Source organism: Chryseobacterium sp. FR048, assembly GCF_056844665.1.
This window is the reverse complement of the sequence record NZ_JBXDSE010000013.1, coordinates 61,084-81,234: the sequence shown is the minus strand read 5'-3', so window position 1 is coordinate 81,234 and position 20,151 is coordinate 61,084. Positions and strand designations below refer to the sequence as shown.

Genomic DNA, 20,151 nt, shown 5'->3' with positions numbered 1-20,151 from the left:
CCTTCAATAATACTGAAGGCTTTTTTATTTTAAAAATAGGCCGTTAACCGTAAGCCTAAGGTAACATAATTGATTTTTTCTTTAGCAATCATGTGGTTAAGTTCCTGATCAAGTTCTTCACTTTCTTTAATGTCGTCACTGAAGTGATAACGGATGGTAGAGTTGATCTGGTTGTAGTCAGAATACAGTGTAAGTCCTAATCCCGGATTGAATTTATAGGTAATAGAAGCTCCGGTATTCCAACGGAAAGCTGGTTTCGGTTTGTATCGGGCTATCTGAAGCTCATGAGTAGGAGTGTCTATACCATCTCCTTTTACAAATACTTTTCCACTCGCGGTCGCTGAATATCCTGCCGTTGCCTTTAAAGTAAGCTGCCATTTATCAGAAAATTCATGAGAATAATAAGGGCCTATCCCTGCAGCCAGGAATCCCAGAGATTGCGTTTTGATTTCGTGGTCACCAAAACCCTGTCCGTCATCAAAGGTGATTCTTTGAGATTTAATAGGGAAGCTGCTGAAACTTATATCCGCTCCCACACCCCATTTTTTTGAAAAGAAATAGGCGCCTTCCAATCCGCCTTCAAAACCGACTTGCTTCTTGTCATCCAGTTCAGATTCCCTCAGGAAGTTGGTGGTACCTAATGCTGTACCCATTTTCAGAGCAAGAAATGAAGGATAATCATTTCCTTGTATTCTGGATAAGATGCTTAAATTATCTCCCTTATTCTTATAAATTTTATCGATGAAAAAATACCCAAGCTCTGTTGATATAATTCCGATACCGGCACCGGCAAGAATATCCGGAACCCAGTGTCTGTTATTCAGGTTTCGGCCAAGACCTGTAAGGGTGGCAGAACCATATCCTGCAATACTATAGGCTGAGTTTACCATACCATACTCTTTATGTAGAAAACTCGCATTGGTGAATGCCATCGCAGCGTGCCCTGATGGAAAAGAGTTATTTTTGGAACCGTCCGGACGTTCCACTTTAGCAGTATATTTAATAGAATTCACTAAAATGGCCATAATGACTAAACTGGTACCATAAGACAAGGTAGCTCTTCCTATATTGTTTCGCCCTTTTACTCCGGCGAGTTTTAATCCATAAACGGTAGCCGCAGGGGCATACTGAAGATAATCGTCGTATTTGACCTTGAAATTGGGCAAATATCGGTTTCTTACCTCGCGGATATTCTCTTTTTCTCCCCAGGTTGCGGCGGCGGCCGTGAAAAGTATGGCAGGCGCCACAGATTTCTTCACCCATTCCTTTTTAAAGAAAGGTGTTTTTTCCTGAAAGGGATTATCAGGGTGAATCATGGCAAGATCTGCCTTTAGATTTCTGGTGTGAATGGTGTCCTGTGCTTTATAACAATGGAAGTGCAACAGTATTGCTGATGCTAATGCTAATTTTTTCATCCTTAGTGACCATGAAATTTTAGTGGCGTAAAAATATTAAAAAAATCTATCCCATAGATGAGATAGATTTTAAATATTTAAAAATAGTATAATTTAATACACTCTTAATCCGGATCTTGCGCCAGAAGAAGCCACCACAGACTGCATTCTTGTTTTTTGGCCTGCAGAGAACATAAACATGGCACCATCATCTACATAATCCATATAGTTCATAAACATCACAGATCGGTTGACACCTCCACAAGTATTGTAAAGAGGATAAGCCGGTTTACCATAATTAGCTGTTGTCTGTGTAGGAGTGTCGCTTACCAGGTCATTTCCACAATTAGCATCTCCCCAAATATGTCTTAGGTTTAGATAATGTCCCACTTCATGAGTTGCTGTTCTTCCTAAGTTAAAAGGAGATGAAGCTCCGGTTTTTCCAAAATAGGGAGCTCCGATGACAACGCCATCATTCCATAATCCGGCAGATTCAGGAAATGTAGCGTATCCAAGAATAGTTCTCCCCTGGCTGGTCATTTTACCAACTACCCAGATGTTCAGATAATTCGTGGGATTAGTAGCATCAATACCTCCTTTGGAAGCTTTTTTCATGTCATCATTTGTTGCCCAGCTTGTTTTTGAAGTCGATTTTCTGACGGTATTTACCAGCCTGAATTTTACCTTCGTGTCACCGGAACTAATAGTTTTAAATTCTGAAGGGATTTTGCTGGCATCGCTGTTTGTACCGGAATAGTCAGCGTTCAGGACACTGATTTGTTCTGCGATTCTTGCATCGGAAACATTCTCTGCTGTAGTCTTGTATAAAACATTCACTATAACCGGAATTTCAACGGTGCCATCAGCAAGAACTTTTCCTAAAGCCAGGTTGTTGGCAAATTTTTCGGTATTATTTTCCAATGTTACCAATCGTTGTCTGAGTTCAGGGCTGTTTTTTAAAGCTTCTTGTCGTATTTCCTCAGAAGCACATCCTCTTTGGGCAATTCCTGCGGAAAGAGAGGGTTCGTCAACCGGAGTTTCATTTTGATTGTTAATGTTGTCACTGTTACAGGCAGACATTAGGCCGAGCATAAGTGCTCCAAAAAAAAGTTTTTTCATAATCGTTATTTTGAATTGTGAGAGTGTTAATTTATTTAATTTTTAATTAATCAGCAAAATAATTTTATAATATTTATTTTATTCCGGTTTTATTTGCGTTTATTATTGTTGTTTTTAGTTTGTGTTGAATTTTGGTTAAATAGAGTGAAATTGTTTATTTTTAAATCTGATAATATTTTTTAATGTATATAATTTTATGTTTTTGATATTTTTTGGAATATTTTTAATTTAAATAATAGCTTGAAAATATTTATAAATTTTGTTTTATAATAAACAGGTGTTATAGGAGTGCAGTGTTATTTTTAATACTGATAGCATTAAAGAAATAAAAAATCTATCCCTGAGTAGAGATAGATTATATTTTTTAGTAATCAAATTTGAAGTGATAGGTTATCTAAGTCCGGATCTTGGGCCTGAAGCAGCTACTACAGCCTGCATTCTTGTTTTCTGATTGGCAGAGAACATGATCATTACTTTGTCATCTACATAGTCCATATAGTTCATGAACATCTGAGAACGGCTTACCCCTCCGCATACTCTGTTAAGAGGGTAGGTAGGTGTTCCATAGTTTGGACCAGGGGAAACCGGTGTATCATTAGAATAATCTGTCTGGCATCCCGCATCAGAAGATCCCCAAAGGTGTGGAAGATTCAGGTAGTGTCCTACTTCATGAGTTACCGTTCTTCCCAGGTTGAATGGTGCAGAAGCCCCTGTTTTACCGATATACTGATAGCCTATTACAAGACCGTCATACCATTGCCCGGCATTTTCCGGATAATAAGCATAACCCAATGTTCCAGGTTGTCCGTTTTGATCAAGAATAGAATTCACTATCCAGATATTCATATTTTTAGTAACATCAGTGGCATCAATACCTCCGGTGCTCGCTTTTTTCATTTCTTCCAGATTAGATTTCCAACCTGTTTTTGAGTTTTGTTTACGATTGGTAGCCACCAGTTTGAAACGGATTTTTACATCACCTGCTGCAGAAGGTTTGAATGCGGCAGGGATATTCCCAATATCAGTATTGGTCGCTCCATAATCTGCATTCAGAACGGCAATTTGTTCTGCGATTCTGGCATCAGAAACATTTTGAGCGGCAGTGTTGTAGATAACATTGAAGACAACCGGGATTTCAACGGTACCATCGGCAAGAACTTTGCCTAGTGCAAGGTTGTTGACATACCTCTCCGTTCCGGCTTCGATCTCCGTCATTTTTTGTCTCAGGGCAGGATTTTTCTGAAGCATTTCTGCTCTTATCTCTTCAGAAGGACAGCTTCTTTTCATAGCACTTCCTGGAGAAACTTCCTGACTCACCGGAGGATCGTTTTGATTAGTCACGCTGTCGGTATTACACGCTGACATTAAGCCCAGAACGAGGGCTCCAAATAAGAATTTTTTCATATCATTAAATTTTGGATTTGAGGATGTGAAATTATATTATTTAAAATTGATATGCAAATTATTTCGCAATTTGTTTAAATTATTCTTATTTTATCAGTGTTTTGTTTGTTTTTACTTTAAATTAATTTGAATTATATTGAATTTTAACCAATTTTACTATTTGTGTTTTTTATTTTTTATTGTCATGCTTGTTTTGAATAAAAAATTATCGTTAAAATTCTCTTTTTGGAGAATAATTTTATATTGGGTTTAATTGGCAAAACCATTTTTGATGGCAAAAACAGCAAGTCCTACACGGGTTTTTAAATCCAGTTTTTCACAAAGCTGATCTCTGTAGCTTTCTACAGTTCTCGGACTGCAGCACATTCTGTCTGCAATTTCCTTGTAGCTGAGTTCGGTTACCGTATACTTCAGGAATTCTTTTTCCCGTTCAGAGATTTTTACCAAAGCTTCAGATTCCTGATCTTTTCCGAGATTGGAAAAAATGATCTTTGAAGCCCATTCAGGATAAAAGAAGCCGTCAGTGTTCAGTCTGGAAAGTGCTGTTTCCAGATCTTTGGGATGGGTATTTTTCAGAAGATAGCCTTTTGCTCCGTTTTTGATCATTTTGATGACACTGTTATCATCTCCCTGCATGCTGAGAGCCATGATTTTGATGTCAGGATGGTTTTTGGTAAGCCAGGCTGCTGTTTCAAAGCCGTCCATGATCGGCATACTGATGTCTAAAAGGATAATATCCGGAATGATGTTGCCTTCTTCAAACTTCTGAATCAGATCTTTGCCGTTTTCACAGACATAGATGACCTCAAACTCGCTGAAGTTACTGATGATCCCTTCCAGGGCTTTGGCAATAAGTATATGGTCGTCAACGATTACAATAGATTTTTTCATGACTGTTTTTTTAAAATAATATGAAGAGTGGTGCCTTCGTTTTCCTTACTTTCAAGACTGAACTGGGCACCAATGATCTCAGCTCTGTTTTTCATGTTGGTAAGACCAATACCATTGGAAGTTATCTTCTTAGTATCGAATCCTTTTCCGTCATCACAAATGGTAAGCTCCCAGAGAATATCCTCAGAGGTATTCAGGTTGATGAAAATATTCTGACAGCCGGAATGCTTGATGCTGTTCTGAATAAATTCCTGGGTAATCCTCAAAAGTACATTTTTATGCACAAATCCCAGATCCAGCTGGCTGAAATTATGCTCGAAACTTACCTTGCATTTTCTGAAAGAATTGGTGTTATCCACTTCCTCCTGAATCAAAGTTATGATTTCCTTCTGGTTGATATTATCATCCGTCAGGGTTTTTGAAAGGCTGCGGAGATCCTGAAGAGACTGGTTGATGATCTGTGAAACCTGATCTATTCTTTCACTGGCTTCCGGGGCTCTGTTTTCGTAAAGCATCTGCTGTACATACAGACTTACCAGGGTTAGTTTCTGGCCTATATTATCATGAAGTTCCCGACCGATCTGCTGCATGGTAGCTTGCTGGATCTCCAACTGGGTAGACAGAAGTTCCCTCTGATGAAGTTCATTTTTCATCTCAATTTCGTTCAGGTATTCCTTTTTGCGCTGTCTGTAGTTGATGATATAGACCATCACTGCAACGATGAACATTACAAAAAGGATATTGAATAGAATAATGACAATTAAGAGTTCCGTTTTCCCCATATGAATGAACTTGCAAATAAAATATACATCACGAATCCAGAGATCAGGAAATAACTAAAATAAATATCCCAGATTTCTTTGTATTTTACCAACAGTGACATGAATGTCATAAAGGGTAATGTTCCTATATAGGCCAATGTAATTCCCAAATTAATATAAAACATTTTGTTTTTATAGAAATTGAGAATGTCCTGTGAGGTAATTTGCTTATAATACTCCATGATTACCAAAAGCATCAGCATCAAACATCCCAATGTGTAGTTGAAGGCAAATACTATCTTATTCTTTACAAAATACAATTCGTTAGGAATAAATGAAAGTAAATATAAAATGGATAATATCCAAAACAGCTTGCGCTTTCCTAAAGATTTTGCTGCATATAACCAATAAAAAAATATGAATTGGATAGGCATTAAAAGGTAATTATAATACTGAGCTTTAGTAAAATGAATAAAGTTCCCCCATTTACTGTATGCTTCCCCCAGAAAAATAATAACCAGATAGATGGCAAAAAGCTTCCACTGTATTTCTTTTAAACGGTTATAATACAAAAGTGCAACAAATGCAGCAAGTCCCTCAGAGAAAAGCATGCTATTTTGGATAAATTCCTGGAACTCGGTCATATTGTGTTTTAGAATATAAATAGTAATTAATAAGATTCCCCCATAGGCGCTGATGGTGGGATCAGTAGTCCTTGATTTTCCCCAATGGTTCCATCATCATCGGAAGGTCCGCCATTGGGAGGTCCTGCTTTTTTGGCTGTTCTTAATCCTAAAGATTTACCGCTGGCTTGAAGGCTATTGAAATCAGCGTGAAGAACATCTCCCTCTTCATTTGTGCTTTTTAGCGTGGGAATCATCACTAACGTGTGCTTTTCAGCATATTCTTTCGGTACGGGATGAGAGTCCATAATATCCCAGTTCTCAGCTTTTGGATAGGATGCATAATAAAATCTGATCCCTAAATCATCTTCAGTAACTTCAGGGTTGGTTTTTAAAGCTTCTTCTTCCACTATAGCAATGAATCTTTTTAGTTTAGGAAGATCAAACCATATAGAATGAGCGTCTTCTATTCCTAAATTATTTTTAATAGCTGGCAGGTGATTCTGACGATAGTTATCTACTAAAACTTTGATAAGATTGTTAGACATTACACCTGGTTGTAGGGGGTTGTTTGATTCTGAACTCATAGCTTAGTTGTTTATAGTATACATTTCAGTTAATATGCAAATTTCGTAAAAAATATCCTAGGAAATGCATTTACTAAATGGGAATTATACTGTTAATTTTACCGTGATTTTACGGATTGTATACTCGTGAAAAAGTATAAATAAAACTAAACCATTGTGTATGAAAAAATGGAAAAACAATCTCTGTTATATATTAAATGCATTCGTATTTTTTAGGATCCCTGCAGACCAGGTCAGCTGTATATTGATATAATTTTGTTTTAAAAGTACAGAAAAAAAATGAGTGCCGCAGATTTCTCTACAGCACTCATCTACAAAAATTAATGTATATGAAAAAAACTATTTTATTTTTCAGTAGGTCTGAATACCAAACCTGTTTCTACGAAGTAATCCAATGTGATTCTGTCTCCATCATTGACGTTTCCTGCAAGAATCTCTTTAGAAAGCTTGTTCAGTACTTCCTGCTGGATCACTCTTTTTAAAGGTCTTGCCCCGAAGGCAGGATCATAGCCTTTGTCCATCAGATAATCTACCGCATCCTGAGTGAAGGTCATGATGATATTTCGTTTGGCCAGCATATCATTGAACCCTCTCAGCTGATACTGAACGATTTTTCCGATTTCTTTTTTTCTTAAAGGCTGGAACAATACGATCTCATCAATTCTGTTCAGGAATTCCGGACGTAAAGTCTGCTTCAGTAAGTCAAAAACTTCGTCTTTGGTTTTATCCACAATCTCATCCTGATTTTCCTCTGTAAGATTCTCAAAGTTCTCCTGAATCAGATGGGAGCCCAGATTCGAGGTCATGATGATGATTGAGTTTTTGAAATTCACTACACGACCTTTGTTGTCAGTCAGACGTCCGTCATCCAAAACCTGCAATAAGGTGTTGAAAACATCCGGATGCGCTTTTTCAATTTCATCCAGAAGCACTACAGAATAAGGTCTTCTTCTTACCGCTTCAGTCAGCTGACCGCCTTCGTCATATCCTACGTATCCGGGAGGCGCACCTACCAGTCTGGAAACACTGTGACGTTCCTGATATTCACTCATATCAATTCTGGTCATATTGTTTTCATCATCGAATAAGAACTCAGCTAAAGCTTTTGCAAGCTCAGTTTTACCCACACCGGTTGTTCCCAGGAACAGGAATGATCCGATAGGTTTTTTATCGTCGCTCAGTCCGGCTCTGTTTCTTCTGATCGCATCAGCTACGGCTTCAATGGCTTCATCCTGTCCTACGACTCTGTGGTGAAGTTCGGTTTCCAGATTCAATAATTTATCTCTTTCTGATTGCAATAATTTAGTTACAGGAATACCTGTCCATTTGGCAATCACTTCAGAGATGTTTTCAGCAGTAACCTCTTCCTTGATCAGCTCATTCTGATGGTTCTGCATTTCCAACTCAACTTTCGCAAGCTCATCTTCCTTTTCACGGAGTTTTCCATACTGGATTTCCGCTACTTTTGCATAATCTCCGGCTCTGGAAGCTCTTTCCGCCTCATGTTTCAGAGATTCTATATCTTTTTTGATCTGGGTAAGATCTTCACTTTTCTGTTTTTCTTTCAGCCACTTGGCATTGATCTCATTTCTCTGTTCAGAAATTTTAGCAATATCCTCTTTTAAATGGTCGATTTTAGTCTGGTTGCCTTCTCTTGAAATAGCGGCCAGCTCAATTTCCAACTGCATCAGTCTTCGGTCCAAAACATCCAGTTCTTCCGGTTTGGAGTTGATCTCCATTCTCAGTTTGGCAGAAGCTTCATCAATAAGGTCGATGGCTTTATCCGGTAAAAATCGGTCTGAAATATATCTTTGAGACATTTCCACTGCTGCAATGATCGCTTCGTCTTTGATTCTTACTTTGTGGTGAGCCTCATATTTATCCTTGATTCCTCTAAGGATGGAAATTGCGGATTCAGTATCCGGTTCTTCCACCATTACCTTCTGGAAACGTCTTTCCAAAGCCTTGTCTTTTTCAAAATACTTTTGGTATTCATTCAAAGTAGTGGCTCCAATGGCTCTCAGTTCTCCTCTTGCTAAAGCTGGTTTCAGAATATTCGCAGCATCCATCGCGCCTTCACCACCACCGGCACCTACCAGGGTATGGATTTCGTCAATGAAAAGAATGATCTGTCCGTCAGATTTGATAACCTCGTTTACCACAGACTTCAGACGTTCTTCAAACTCTCCTTTATATTTGGCACCGGCGATCAATGCGCCCATATCCAATGAATACAAAGTTTTATCCATCAGGTTTTCCGGAACGTCGCCGCTGATGATTCTGTGGGCAATTCCTTCCGCAATGGCAGTTTTACCTACCCCGGGTTCCCCGATAAGGATCGGGTTGTTTTTTGTTCTTCTTGAAAGGATCTGCAGTACTCTTCTGATCTCTTCATCACGTCCGATCACAGGGTCCAGTTTTCCTTCCGCTGCTAATTCGTTGAAGTTTTTAGCATATTTATTCAAGGATTGATAAGTCTCTTCCGAACTTGCAGAAGTAGCTTTGCTTCCTTTTCTTAATTCTTTAATAGCTCCTTCCAGCAGGTTTTTGGTAACGCCCATATCTTTGAGCATTTTGGATACTTCAGAAGTGGTTTCCAGAAGAGATAACCATAAGTGCTCTATCGTTACATATTCGTCCCCCATCTTTTTAGCGATATTGGGAGCGTCCAGCAAAACTTTGTTGGCAGATTGTGAAAGGTAGATATTCCCTCCCTGTACTTTAGGGAGTTTTTCCAGATTTTCACGGTTGCGCTCTCTTACCAGATTGGCATCTGCTTCAGATTTTTTCAGTAAGAAAGGCGATATATTTTCATCTACCTGAAAGATTCCTTCAAGGAGATGTTGTGGTTCAATACTTTGATTGCCAAATTCCATTGCAACCTGTTGTGCTGCCTGGATGGCTTCTTGTGATTTTACAGTATATTGGTTTAAGTTCATATTTTTATATTTTTTGTAATGATATGTTTCGGTTAATTTTCCTAAAAACATCAAGAAACTAAATTTTCAGGCTTAGTTTCTTAATGCCATCAATTATTTAATCATTTAATCGATTAGCTTATCGCAAAAACTGTTCAATTATTAAATTTACAAAAAATTAGGACAAAAATTCCGGATTTGCTATTTTTAACGTAAAATTAACTTGACAAAATTTCCGATTTTATGATGGCGGAGGAAAAACAAATATTTAATATCTTCTCCCCCGAAATAAAAACCGATGAAAACCTTTCAGGAACATACAGAAGAAGTGACGGATCAGATCAGTTCCGGCAACTATGATCAGACATTAAAGCGAATCATAGACTTCGCGCTTGATACAGAACAGATTATATTTTATAAGAAGACCAATGCATTTCTGAATTGGTACGATTCCCACCAGCATTCCGAAGAAGTTCCCGAAAAACTTACTCAGCTGTTCTCCGAAATTGCCACTGAATTGAAACAGAAAGAGCCGGCAGACCGCCATATTCTGACTACCATGAACAACTGGGAGAAGAGATATTCTGAAGCTTTCACATTGGGACCCCTGAATCTCGAGATCAGGACAGGTGAAATGGTAGGGCTGGTAGGAGAAAACGGAAATGGGAAAACAACGCTTCTCCGTTCTTTGTGCGGTGAGCTGAAAGAAACACGGGGAGAACTTTATTTTCTCTTTCCTTATACAGATACTTATGATCTTCGCTCCAAGTTGATCTACATTCCGCAGCGTACTCCGTCCTGGAGAGGAAGTCTTCTTCAGAATCTTTTATTTGCCGCAGTATCATATGGCTATGCACCTGCTGAATCCGTAGAAATTACAGAGCTGGTCATTGCAAGACTGGGACTTAGAAAATTCAGAGAATATGCCTGGAAGAATCTTAGTTCAGGGTATAAAATGAGATTTGAGCTGGCCCGGATGCTTTTGAGAAAGCCTAAGATTCTTCTGATTGATGAGCCGCTTGCGAATCTCGATATTATTGCTCAGCAAACGGTTTTGGAAGATCTCAGACAGATTGCAGATTCTCCTTTCCGTCCTTTGGCGGTTGTACTTAGTTCTCAGCAGCTTTACGAGGTAGAAAAAAATTCCAATCAGATTATTTTCCTGAAAAATGGAAAACAGCAGGATCTGAACAGGGAAGAGGTGAAATTTCTTATTATAGAATTCGAAACCGATGAAAATATCACTGATCTGAAACGGAAACTTTCCCAACTTCCTTTTCATTCTCTGGAGCAGAACGGAAGTACTTTTGTAGCTGTATTTGATAAAGAAATGAAAAGGGAAGATTTTATCAGGTTTTGTTTAGAACAGGCAGTCAATATTGTTTATTTCCGTGATATTTCAAAATCCAGCCGGGCTTTCTTCTTAAAATAGATTTTATGTTAAAAAAAATAGACACCACACTACTGCTTCGTTTTCCACTGTTGTGGAATACCAAACTTCCTTATATGATTCTGATAGGGCTGTTATTTCATGTATTGGCATTTCTTGCAGGGTTCTGGTTTCAGGATTTTGGAAAAGACCTGCATGACAAAGATTTTTATTTTTATACGAACCGGGATCTTGCTACTGTAGGAATAGGAATCATAGGCTGTATCATTGTTCTTGTATGGTTTATGTTTTATATCAGGCACAATGCATTCAAATCATTTTATCCTAAAAAGAAGAATGACCTTTTCAAAGAATGGCTGGTTGTATTGATTATAATGGTCTTTTTTACAATGGCCTTTTTTACCGTGATGTATGGGAGCAGGTATGCAGCCATGAATGTTTTTTCAAAGGAAGAACTGAAAAAGAATGCTGAAATTGCCTATAAAGGAAGACTGCTTCTGCTCAATGATGACAATTCGAAAGAGATACAGCAGACCGTTCCTCAGGAAGATCAGCCGGACTCTATGACTTATACTGTAAATAATGATGTTTTCGAATACAAAGGCAGGCTGTTCCCATGGAAAAGTATGATTGCTAATCATGACTTTGAAATATTTTATTCCGGGAGTGATCTTGATTCTTTATATACGGATCAGGTAAGAATGCTTTATTATAAAAGTGATTCTGCACAGATCAAAAAAACACTGGATGCCTATTTTTCTCTGCTCAAAGAACATCATTTAAAAACCAATGTCACGACTTCGTTATGGTTTAAATATTTTTATAATGAACCTTCGTTTGTTTCAGATATATACATTGATGATCGCAGTGGATATGCTGCATCCGATCCATCTGAAGAATTTTATGATACAAAGCAGTTTTATGTAGATTCATACATTCTGAAAGATTATTACGGAAAGATCATTAATATAAGAAAATCGAAAATATTTGATGATGAGCAGCTTCTAGTATTAATGTATCTGGCGCTCAGTTTATCTACTGTTATTATTGCATTCAGGGTTTCTACTTTACAGCAGTGGGTGGTTTCTCTGATTACGGTGTTGTTGCTCGCTGTTTTGAATACAGGGCTTTTAGGGCTTACCGGTGACTATTTCACAGACTTTAAAAATTTTTTGATAGCTTTGTTTGCGGAATTACTCATTTTTCTGTTGCTTGTTTTTGTGGCTAAAAACCGGAAAAATCTGTCTGCAATAGCATTAAGTGTACTTGTATTAGGTTTTCCATTTGTGCTCCTTTGTTCGGCGGCTGCCTTTTACAAAGTGTTTATAGATTTGCGGGACCGTGAGCTTGAAATACCTTACAGACACATGGAGTTTTATTCCCACAACAGTTTTTTAAGAGATGCAGCAATAGTGAATTTTATATTGGTTTTTATTGTACTGCTTCTTTTATTGAGATTAATACGGAATCGTAAAGCCCTTCCAGGTAACTGAGACATATGGAACTTAAAGAAAAACAAAGAAAAATATTAGAGGTAGCAGTAGAACTTTTCAAGGAGAAAGGGTACATGGGAAGCTCAGTAAGAGATCTTGCTACAAAGCTCAACATCAAAGCCGCCTCACTTTATGCCCATATCCGCTCAAAAGAAGAAATTCTGGAATGGATCTGCTTTGGGATTGCCCAGGAGTTTTTTGAAGAACTTCAGGAGGTAAAGAGTACGGATATTGATCCCAAAGAAAAACTGAATTTGTTTCTCTATAAACATTTGTCAGTTGTTCTTAAAAACCGTGACGTTACCCATATCTATTCCAATGAATGGCGGCATCTTGAGGAAAGACTTCCTGAATTTGTTGAGCTGAGAAAAAATTACCAGCAGGAAGTGGAAGAACTGATCTCCGAAATTTATAAGGCTGAAAATTGGGAACTGAAATCCCCGTCATTTACAACAAGATTTATTCTTCATACGCTGAACAATTCTTATTTCTGGTTCAAAAGGAACAGTGATTCTACAGACGAAATTACCGATGAAATCAGGGATAAAATCCTGTATGGTTTGCTGGGGAATGAGAAGAGATAATTTTTTTTCAATACTTCCGGATTTTCTCACATTCATTTATAAGCCCAACTCTGATAAGGTTTCCGGTTCTTTTGGAAGAAAGATACTGAAGCTGTTGTTTCTGTTTCTGATCGTGTTGATTGCGAGGATGGCGCTTTCTTTTATGAATGGATTTTTTATTTCCAGTCCTTTGAAAGAAGACATGAACCATTCGGATCTTGTATTTCTGTTGTTATCCTGTTCATTGATTCCCATTATAGAAGAACTCGCCTTTAGATTGCCCTTACTTTTTTCACCCCGGAATGTATCGCTTTCATCCGGTATTATCTCTTTTTATTTGATTAACAGGTTGTTTGTACTTGAGAGTCAGTTTGATACCGGAAACTATTTCTTCCTTAGGATAATGATGGCCATTATGATGGGTGGGATCGTTTGGGTGATCAGTAACAGAAATGTCAATGATATAAAGCCTTTTTACGGAAGAAATCTCAGCTTGATCGTATATACCTATAGCTTAATTTTTGCAGTCATGCATATTGGAAATTATGATCTGGATTCCAATGTTCTGTTAGCTTATCTTCTTCTTACAATCCCTCATTTTATTTCAGCATTGATGTATAGTTTTGCAAGGCTTAACTATGGTTTTTCCTATTCAGTTGGTTTGCATATTGTTAATAATTCAATCCCTGCTGTATTTTTTGCGGTATCATAAAATATCCGGGATGTGATATGAATTCCAATTTTCATGAGGTTTCGTTCCGAATGATAATCAGAGCTAATAATCGTTAGCTTTTCAATAAATTGGGGGGGGCTTTTTAGCAACATTTTTCCAACTTTAAAACCAGTTCAAGGGTTCAACAATTTTATGACTTTGCGGTTAAAGAACCATAGTTGCTGGATTTGTTATTTAGAATCATTCAAAATATGACAAAAGTCATAAAAATTTTGTCACCTTCCGAAATCTTTTTAAATTTACACCTAACAAATGTTAGTTAGTTTTATGGATTTTTCAGTTGAATATCTGGAGCTGGGTCAGTTGAGACAGCTTCAATCCGACCGGTTGATCAGTCTGATCAATTATTTGGGGGAGAAGTCGGAATTTTATAAGAAGAAATTTGATGAATTGCAGATCTCTCCACAGGAAATAAGGTCGATAGAAGATATTGCGAAACTTCCGATTACTTACAAACAGGATTTAAGAGATCATTATCCTTTCGGATTATTTACCGTTCCAAAAAGTGAGCTTCAGAGAATTCACTGTTCAAGCGGAACAACAGGGAAACCTACAGTCGTAGGATATACCCAGGAAGATGTGGAACTTTTCAGTGAAGTGGTGGCCAGGTCTTTACATGCTGCCGGAGCGAGACCGGGAATGCAGCTGCATAATGCCTATGGATATGGGATTTTTACCGGCGGACTGGGACTTCATTATGGTGCAGAAAAGTTGGGAATGAGTGTGCTTCCTATTTCAGGAGGAATGACGGCACGACAGGTAGATCTGATTGTGGATTTCAAACCGGAAGTGATCTGCTGCTCGCCATCATATGCCTTAACGATCGCAGATGAATTTGCCAAAAGAGGTATTTCTGCAGAAGAGATCAGTCTGAAGTATGCTGTTCTGGGATCAGAACCCTGGACGGAAATCATAAGAGGTCATATTGAGGAAAGATTAGGCGTTCATGCTACCAATATTTATGGATTGAGCGAAATTATCGGACCGGGAGTTTCCATGGAAGATTTTGAAGAAAAAGGTGGCTCTTACATCTGGGAAGATCATTTTTATCCCGAAATTTTAGATCCGGTAACCAAACAGCCGGTTCCTTTCGGAGAAGAAGGTGTTTTGGTGATCACTACTTTAACGAAAAAAGCAATGCCGCTTCTTCGTTACTGGACCAATGATATTACAAGCCTTTATTACGATGAAAATGCCAAAAGAACCATGGTGAAAATGAAACCGATTGTTGGTAGAGCAGATGATATGCTGATCGTAAGAGGAGTAAACGTGTATCCAAGTCAGATTGAAGACGCTTTTTCTTATGTAAAAGGAGTAGTTCCCAACTATTACCTGACGCCGATTGAAAAAGAACATATGTGTGTAGCCTTAGATATTGACGTTGAAATTGATGATGAATGGGTAAAGGCTCAAAAAATAGAAGCAGATACCGATGATTATTTTAATTTTGTCGGAAGCTTCGGAAAAAATATAGAAAACGAAATCAAGAAAAGGGTAGGGATCACTACAAAAGTGAAAGTTCATGCCCAGGACAGTTTGCCGAAGTGCGAAGGTGGAAAAATTAATAGAATACTAAAAAAATAATGAATTCATTTTATAAACTTAAAACAGTTAGAGTTCAGAAAGATACTCCGGAAGCAGTAAATGTTGCCGTAGAAATTCCTGAAGAACTTAAAGATAAGTTCAGATTCAAACAGGGACAGTACCTTAATTTCCGTATGATGATCAACGGAAACGAAGAGAGACGTTCTTACTCCATTTGCAATGCTCCCAGCGAGAAAGGTAATACTTTGGAAGTGTTGGTAAAATTATTGGAGGGCGGAAAAGTATCAGGATATTTCAATGAGCATCTTCATATGGATGAAATGCTGGAAGTAATGCCTCCGATGGGCGGGTTTAATACGTCTTATCACCCTACCAATGTAAAAACATATATTGGTTTGGCGGCAGGAAGCGGAATCACTCCAGTGTTGTCTAATATCAAGGAAAGTCTTTATCAGGAGCCTAGCAGTAATGCTTATCTGTTCTATAGCAACAGAAGTATGAACCATGTTTTGAGAAAAGCGGAAATTGATAAACTGGTAGAACAGTTCAATGGAAGACTAAAAGTGATTTACCTGGTAAGCCGTGAAAAACATGAAGATCCTGTTTTTGAAGGAAGAATTTCTGCAGAAAAACTGGAGCAGCTGTTTGAAAGATATACAGAGATCGATGTAAAAGAAGCGACGTATTTCATTTGTGGTCCTTCAGAAATGATCAAAGGAATTGCGGACTATCTTAAAAAAGAGAAGAAAGTACCTGCTATCCAGGTTTTATTTGAATACTTCACTGCCCCTGACGAAGAAAATACAGAGGAAATGAGTGATGAATTCAAGGCGATTGCCAATATTGAAAGTATGGTAACGGTAATCATTGATGATGATGAATATTCGTTCCACCTCAATTCCAAAAAAGAGAGTATCTTAGATAAAGCATTGAAAGACAATCTTCCTGTGCCTTTTGCATGTAAAGGAGGAGTTTGTTGTACGTGTAAAGCGGAAGTTCTGGAAGGAGAAGTTTTCATGGAGAAAAACTACGCACTTACCGAAGAAGAAGTAGCCAGAGGTTACGTTCTGACCTGCCAATGTCACCCTACAACCAATGTGGTGATGCTTAATTATGATGTTTAAAAATTTAATGTAACAATATAACAATTTACCAATGTAACGATCATTGGTATATTGCTAGACTGATACATTGCTAAATTGAAAAAATTATGGACTTAGAAAAATTTGTTCAATACGTTCACGAAGAAAATAAAGTAGAACCAAAAGATGTAATGCCTGATGATTACAGAAAATTATTGGTTCGTCAGATTTCACAGCACGCGCATTCTGAGATTGTCGGAATGCTGCCGGAAGCTAACTGGATTTCAAGAGCCCCTTCATTGAGAAGAAAAATGGCGCTTTTGGCTAAAGTTCAGGATGAAGCAGGACATGGTTTATACCTTTATTCTGCAACAGAAACATTAGGAGACGGAAGCATCAGAGCAGACAGAGATGCTACCTATGATGATATGCTGGAAGGAAAAGCAAAATACTCAAGTATTTTCAATTATCCTACGTTGAGCTGGGCAGATATAGGGGCAATCGGCTGGTTGGTTGATGGTGCTGCTATTATGAACCAGGTAATGCTGATGGGGAACTCTTATGGACCGTATTCAAGAGCAATGGTGAAGATCTGTAAAGAAGAATCATTTCACCAAAGACAGGGATATGAGATTCTGATGGCGCTTTGCCGTGGTACCAAACAGCAGAAAGAAATGGCTCAGGCTTCATTGAACCGTTTCTGGTGGCCAGCTCTGATGATGTTTGGCCCGAATGATGACAGTTCACCCAACTCAAAAATCTCTATGAATTACAGAGTAAAAAGAGAAAGTAACGACAGTCTTCGTCAGAGATTTATTGACGTTACCGTTTCTCAGGCTGAATTCTTAGGATTGACGATTCCGGATAAAGATCTGAAATGGAATGAGGAAAGACAGCATTATGATTTCGGAGAACTTCCATGGGATGAATTCATGGCAATCTTAAAAGGAAATGGCCCTTGTAACAAGAAGCGTATCGAAACGAAGAGAAAAGCTCAAAGAGAAAACTCGTGGGTAAAAGAAGCGGCGATAGCTTTTGCAGAAAAACAACAAAAAGAAGTAATATAATAATGTAACAATATACCAATGTAAAAATGTAACAATCATTGTCATGCTGAGCTTGCCGAAGCATTTCATTGGTAAAATGGTACATTGATACATTGTTAAATTAATTTGACTATGGCAAATTTAGATATGTGGGAAGTGTTTATTCAGACTAAACCGGGATTATCTCACAAACATGTTGGAATAGTACAGGCACCAACAGCAGAAATGGCTTTGCAGAATGCAAGAGACGTATATACAAGAAGAAAAGAAGGAACTTCTGTTTGGGTAGTTCCAAGTAAATACATTGTGACTTCAGAAGGAGTAGACAAAGAGGCGTTCTTCGATCCTGCTGACGACAAACTATACCGTCACCCAACTTTCTACGAAATCCCTAACGACGTAAAAAATATGTAATTAATCAAGATTTTAAGATAGGAGAACTCAGATACCAGACTCTTTTGTCAATCTGAAATCTAATGTCTGAAATCTGAAATCTACTAAACAATGAACCCATTATATAATTATTTATTAAAACTAGCAGACGACAGCTTCATTATGGGGCAGCGTTTGTCTGCATGGTGTGGTGAAGGTCCTTATCTGGAAGAAGATATTGCATTGACCAATATTGCGTTGGATGAACTGGGACAGGCTAATAACTTTTACGTGTATGCTTCAAGAGTGATTGACAACGGTAAAAGTGAAGATGACATTGCCTTTCTAAGATATGAGCACGAATATATCAATGCTCACTGGACAGAACTTCCCAATGAAGATTATGCCCAGACGATTCTTAAAGTATATGTTTTCTCCGTATATCAGAAACTGATGTATGAAGCATTATCAAATTCTGCAAATGAAGAACTTTCTGCAATTGCCCAGAAATCACTGAAAGAGGTAAGATACCATTATACTCACGCCTCTTCCTGGATGAAGATCTTTGCTCAGGGAACAGAAGAAAGCCGTACCCGTTTAGAGAATGCTATTGAAAATATCTGGGAATACACCAAAGGTCTTTTTGCCAAATCAGAAGGTGAAGACGATCTTGCCGTATTGAATATCGTTCCGAATGTTGATGAACTATATAAAGATTTTATAGCCATTACAGAAAAAGATTTCCAGACTTTCGGATTAGAGTATCCAACAAATCCGTTCATGCAGCCAAAATCAAGAACAGGGTATCATACGGAATACTTTGGATATATTCTTTGTGAGCTTCAGTATATGCAGAGAGCGTATCCTGGGTGTACGTGGTAAGAAACCATGAAGAGAATGCTTTTGAGTATACTTGCATTTTTTCTTGCAGCCTATATAATACTTTGTGTGGGTGTGTTTTTCTATCAGGAAAAACTTATTTTTTATCCTGAAAAACTACCGGAAAACTATAAGTTTGATTTTAATGGTGACTTTGAAGAAATAACAGTTAAAGCACAAGATAATAAGCATTTAAACTCGGTATTATTTAAAACTCAAAATCCTAAAGGAGTTATCTTTTACCTTCATGGAAACGGAGGCTCAATAAAAGGATGGGGCGAAGTTGCTCAATTGTATAGCAGTATGCACTATGATACTTTTATACTTGATTATAGAGGCTACGGAAAAAGTGAAGGTACAATTAATGGCAAAATTCAATTATTTTCTGATATTGAACTTGCCTATAAAACCCTTTTAAAAAGGTATCCGGAGAGTAAGATTATTATTTTAGGATATTCCGTAGGAACAGGGCTTGCTGCAAAACTAGCTTCGGAGCACCATGCCAGATTACTGATTTTGCAGGCTCCTTATTATAGTATAGAAGATGAAATGGGGCAAAAGTTTTCATTTCTGCCTAAATTTTTACTGAAATATAATTTTGAGACATACAACTATTTAAAGACCGTTGAATCTCCCGTTATTATTTTTCATGGGGATAAAGATGAGGTAATTCACTATAAAGCATCTTTAAAACTGAAAAATGAATTTAAAAAAGGAGATAGCCTGATTACTTTAAAAGGGCAATATCATAATGGAATAACAGATAATTTAGATTATCAGAACTCAATGAAAATGGTTCTTGACTCTGATGAAAAATAGAATATGAATCAGCTTTTAGATTTATTAAAAACAATCCCAGATCCGGAAATCCCGGTGATTGATATTGTGGAATTAGGGATCGTAAGAGATGCTCAGATCACGGGAGAAAATACCTGTGAAGTCACGATTACGCCTACTTATTCTGCATGTCCCGCTATGTTCACCATAGAAGAAGACATTATCAAAATGATGAAGGAAAACGGCTGGGATGCAAAAGTAGTTACCAAGATGTTTCCGATCTGGACAACAGACTGGTTAACGGATGAAGCGAGAGAAAAACTCCGTGTCTACGGAATTACCCCTCCTGAAAAAGGAGCAGATGAACATCACATCGGAAAACCGAAGAAATGTCCAAGATGCGGTTCTGAACATACCAAACAGATCAGCAGATTCGGATCGACTTTATGTAAGGCATCTTATCAGTGTCTGGACTGTCTGGAACCGTTCGATTATTTTAAATGCCATTAGAATAATTCTTGCTGCCTATTTATGATCTGTGAGATCTCAATTTATTTTTTTATTAAAAAAATAA

The 20,151-nt window shown here is 37.8% G+C and carries 19 protein-coding genes; 11 read left to right on the top strand and 8 right to left on the bottom strand.

The window, feature by feature from the left end:
• Nucleotides 1–29: 29 nt before the first annotated feature.
• The 8 genes from AC106K_RS26100 to clpB form a co-directional block, all read right to left on the bottom strand.
• Nucleotides 30–1,415, bottom strand: a complete 1,386-nt coding sequence (locus AC106K_RS26100; protein WP_482448533.1) for a phosphatase PAP2 family protein — start codon at nt 1,413–1,415, stop codon at nt 30–32.
• 93 nt (nt 1,416–1,508) lie between these two features.
• The gene (locus AC106K_RS26095; protein ID WP_482448531.1) at nt 1,509–2,513 is read right to left on the bottom strand and encodes a M43 family zinc metalloprotease; all 1,005 of its coding nucleotides are present in this window, start codon (nt 2,511–2,513) and stop codon (nt 1,509–1,511) included.
• A gap of 390 nt (nt 2,514–2,903) precedes the next feature.
• Nucleotides 2,904–3,917, bottom strand: coding sequence for a zinc metalloprotease (locus AC106K_RS26090; RefSeq protein WP_482448530.1), 1,014 nt, complete (start codon nt 3,915–3,917; stop codon nt 2,904–2,906).
• 249 nt (nt 3,918–4,166) lie between these two features.
• Nucleotides 4,167–4,808, bottom strand: a complete 642-nt coding sequence (locus AC106K_RS26085; RefSeq protein ID WP_482448529.1) for a response regulator — start codon at nt 4,806–4,808, stop codon at nt 4,167–4,169.
• Complete coding sequence (locus tag AC106K_RS26080) at nt 4,805–5,590, bottom strand: sensor histidine kinase (RefSeq protein ID WP_482448528.1); 786 nt, start codon at nt 5,588–5,590, stop codon at nt 4,805–4,807. Before AC106K_RS26080 ends, AC106K_RS26085 begins: the two co-directional genes overlap by 4 nt.
• Nucleotides 5,569–6,213: a hypothetical protein gene (locus AC106K_RS26075; protein ID WP_482448527.1), complete on the bottom strand. Its 645-nt coding sequence runs from the start codon at nt 6,211–6,213 to the stop codon at nt 5,569–5,571. Before AC106K_RS26075 ends, AC106K_RS26080 begins: the two co-directional genes overlap by 22 nt.
• A 26-nt stretch (nt 6,214–6,239) precedes the next feature.
• The gene (locus AC106K_RS26070; protein ID WP_482448526.1) at nt 6,240–6,779 is read right to left on the bottom strand and encodes a hypothetical protein; all 540 of its coding nucleotides are present in this window, start codon (nt 6,777–6,779) and stop codon (nt 6,240–6,242) included.
• A 344-nt stretch (nt 6,780–7,123) separates the two neighbouring features.
• Nucleotides 7,124–9,718 (bottom strand): ATP-dependent chaperone ClpB, encoded by a 2,595-nt coding sequence (gene clpB, locus AC106K_RS26065; protein WP_482448525.1) that lies wholly within the window; start codon nt 9,716–9,718, stop codon nt 7,124–7,126.
• A gap of 277 nt (nt 9,719–9,995) precedes the next feature.
• Between clpB and AC106K_RS26060 the strand changes: the two genes are divergently transcribed.
• The 11 genes from AC106K_RS26060 to paaD all read left to right on the top strand — a co-directional run bounded on the left by AC106K_RS26060 (nt 9,996) and on the right by paaD (nt 20,087).
• Nucleotides 9,996–11,129 (top strand): ABC transporter ATP-binding protein, encoded by a 1,134-nt coding sequence (locus AC106K_RS26060; RefSeq protein WP_482448524.1) that lies wholly within the window; start codon nt 9,996–9,998, stop codon nt 11,127–11,129.
• 5 nt (nt 11,130–11,134) lie between these two features.
• Nucleotides 11,135–12,580, top strand: coding sequence for a hypothetical protein (locus tag AC106K_RS26055; protein WP_482448523.1), 1,446 nt, complete (start codon nt 11,135–11,137; stop codon nt 12,578–12,580).
• Nucleotides 12,581–12,585: 5 nt separating this feature from the next.
• Nucleotides 12,586–13,164, top strand: coding sequence for a TetR/AcrR family transcriptional regulator (locus tag AC106K_RS26050; RefSeq protein WP_482448521.1), 579 nt, complete (start codon nt 12,586–12,588; stop codon nt 13,162–13,164).
• Nucleotides 13,112–13,855 carry a hypothetical protein gene (locus AC106K_RS26045; protein ID WP_482448519.1) on the top strand — a complete coding sequence of 248 codons (744 nt, stop codon included), beginning with the start codon at nt 13,112–13,114 and terminating at the stop codon, nt 13,853–13,855. The genes AC106K_RS26050 and AC106K_RS26045 overlap by 53 nt, the downstream gene beginning before the upstream one ends.
• A 288-nt stretch (nt 13,856–14,143) precedes the next feature.
• Nucleotides 14,144–15,460 carry a phenylacetate--CoA ligase gene (locus AC106K_RS26040; RefSeq protein ID WP_047098171.1) on the top strand — a complete coding sequence of 439 codons (1,317 nt, stop codon included), beginning with the start codon at nt 14,144–14,146 and terminating at the stop codon, nt 15,458–15,460.
• A complete protein-coding gene (locus AC106K_RS26035) occupies nt 15,460–16,545 on the top strand; it encodes a 2Fe-2S iron-sulfur cluster-binding protein (protein ID WP_482448518.1) in 1,086 nt (361 codons plus the stop codon). The genes AC106K_RS26040 and AC106K_RS26035 overlap by 1 nt, the downstream gene beginning before the upstream one ends.
• A gap of 86 nt (nt 16,546–16,631) precedes the next feature.
• Nucleotides 16,632–17,570 (top strand): 1,2-phenylacetyl-CoA epoxidase subunit PaaA, encoded by a 939-nt coding sequence (gene paaA, locus AC106K_RS26030; RefSeq protein WP_047098169.1) that lies wholly within the window; start codon nt 16,632–16,634, stop codon nt 17,568–17,570.
• A gap of 111 nt (nt 17,571–17,681) precedes the next feature.
• Nucleotides 17,682–17,963 (top strand): 1,2-phenylacetyl-CoA epoxidase subunit PaaB, encoded by a 282-nt coding sequence (paaB, locus tag AC106K_RS26025; protein ID WP_002981782.1) that lies wholly within the window; start codon nt 17,682–17,684, stop codon nt 17,961–17,963.
• 90 nt (nt 17,964–18,053) lie between these two features.
• Nucleotides 18,054–18,803: a 1,2-phenylacetyl-CoA epoxidase subunit PaaC gene (gene paaC, locus AC106K_RS26020; protein ID WP_482448516.1), complete on the top strand. Its 750-nt coding sequence runs from the start codon at nt 18,054–18,056 to the stop codon at nt 18,801–18,803.
• A 6-nt stretch (nt 18,804–18,809) separates the two neighbouring features.
• Entirely contained in the window at nt 18,810–19,619 is an 810-nt protein-coding gene (locus AC106K_RS26015) for an alpha/beta hydrolase (RefSeq protein WP_482448514.1), read from the top strand.
• Between the two features lie 3 nt (nt 19,620–19,622).
• Complete coding sequence (gene paaD, locus AC106K_RS26010; protein ID WP_212650433.1) at nt 19,623–20,087, top strand: 1,2-phenylacetyl-CoA epoxidase subunit PaaD; 465 nt, start codon at nt 19,623–19,625, stop codon at nt 20,085–20,087.
• The last annotated feature ends 64 nt before the right edge of the window (nt 20,088–20,151 follow it).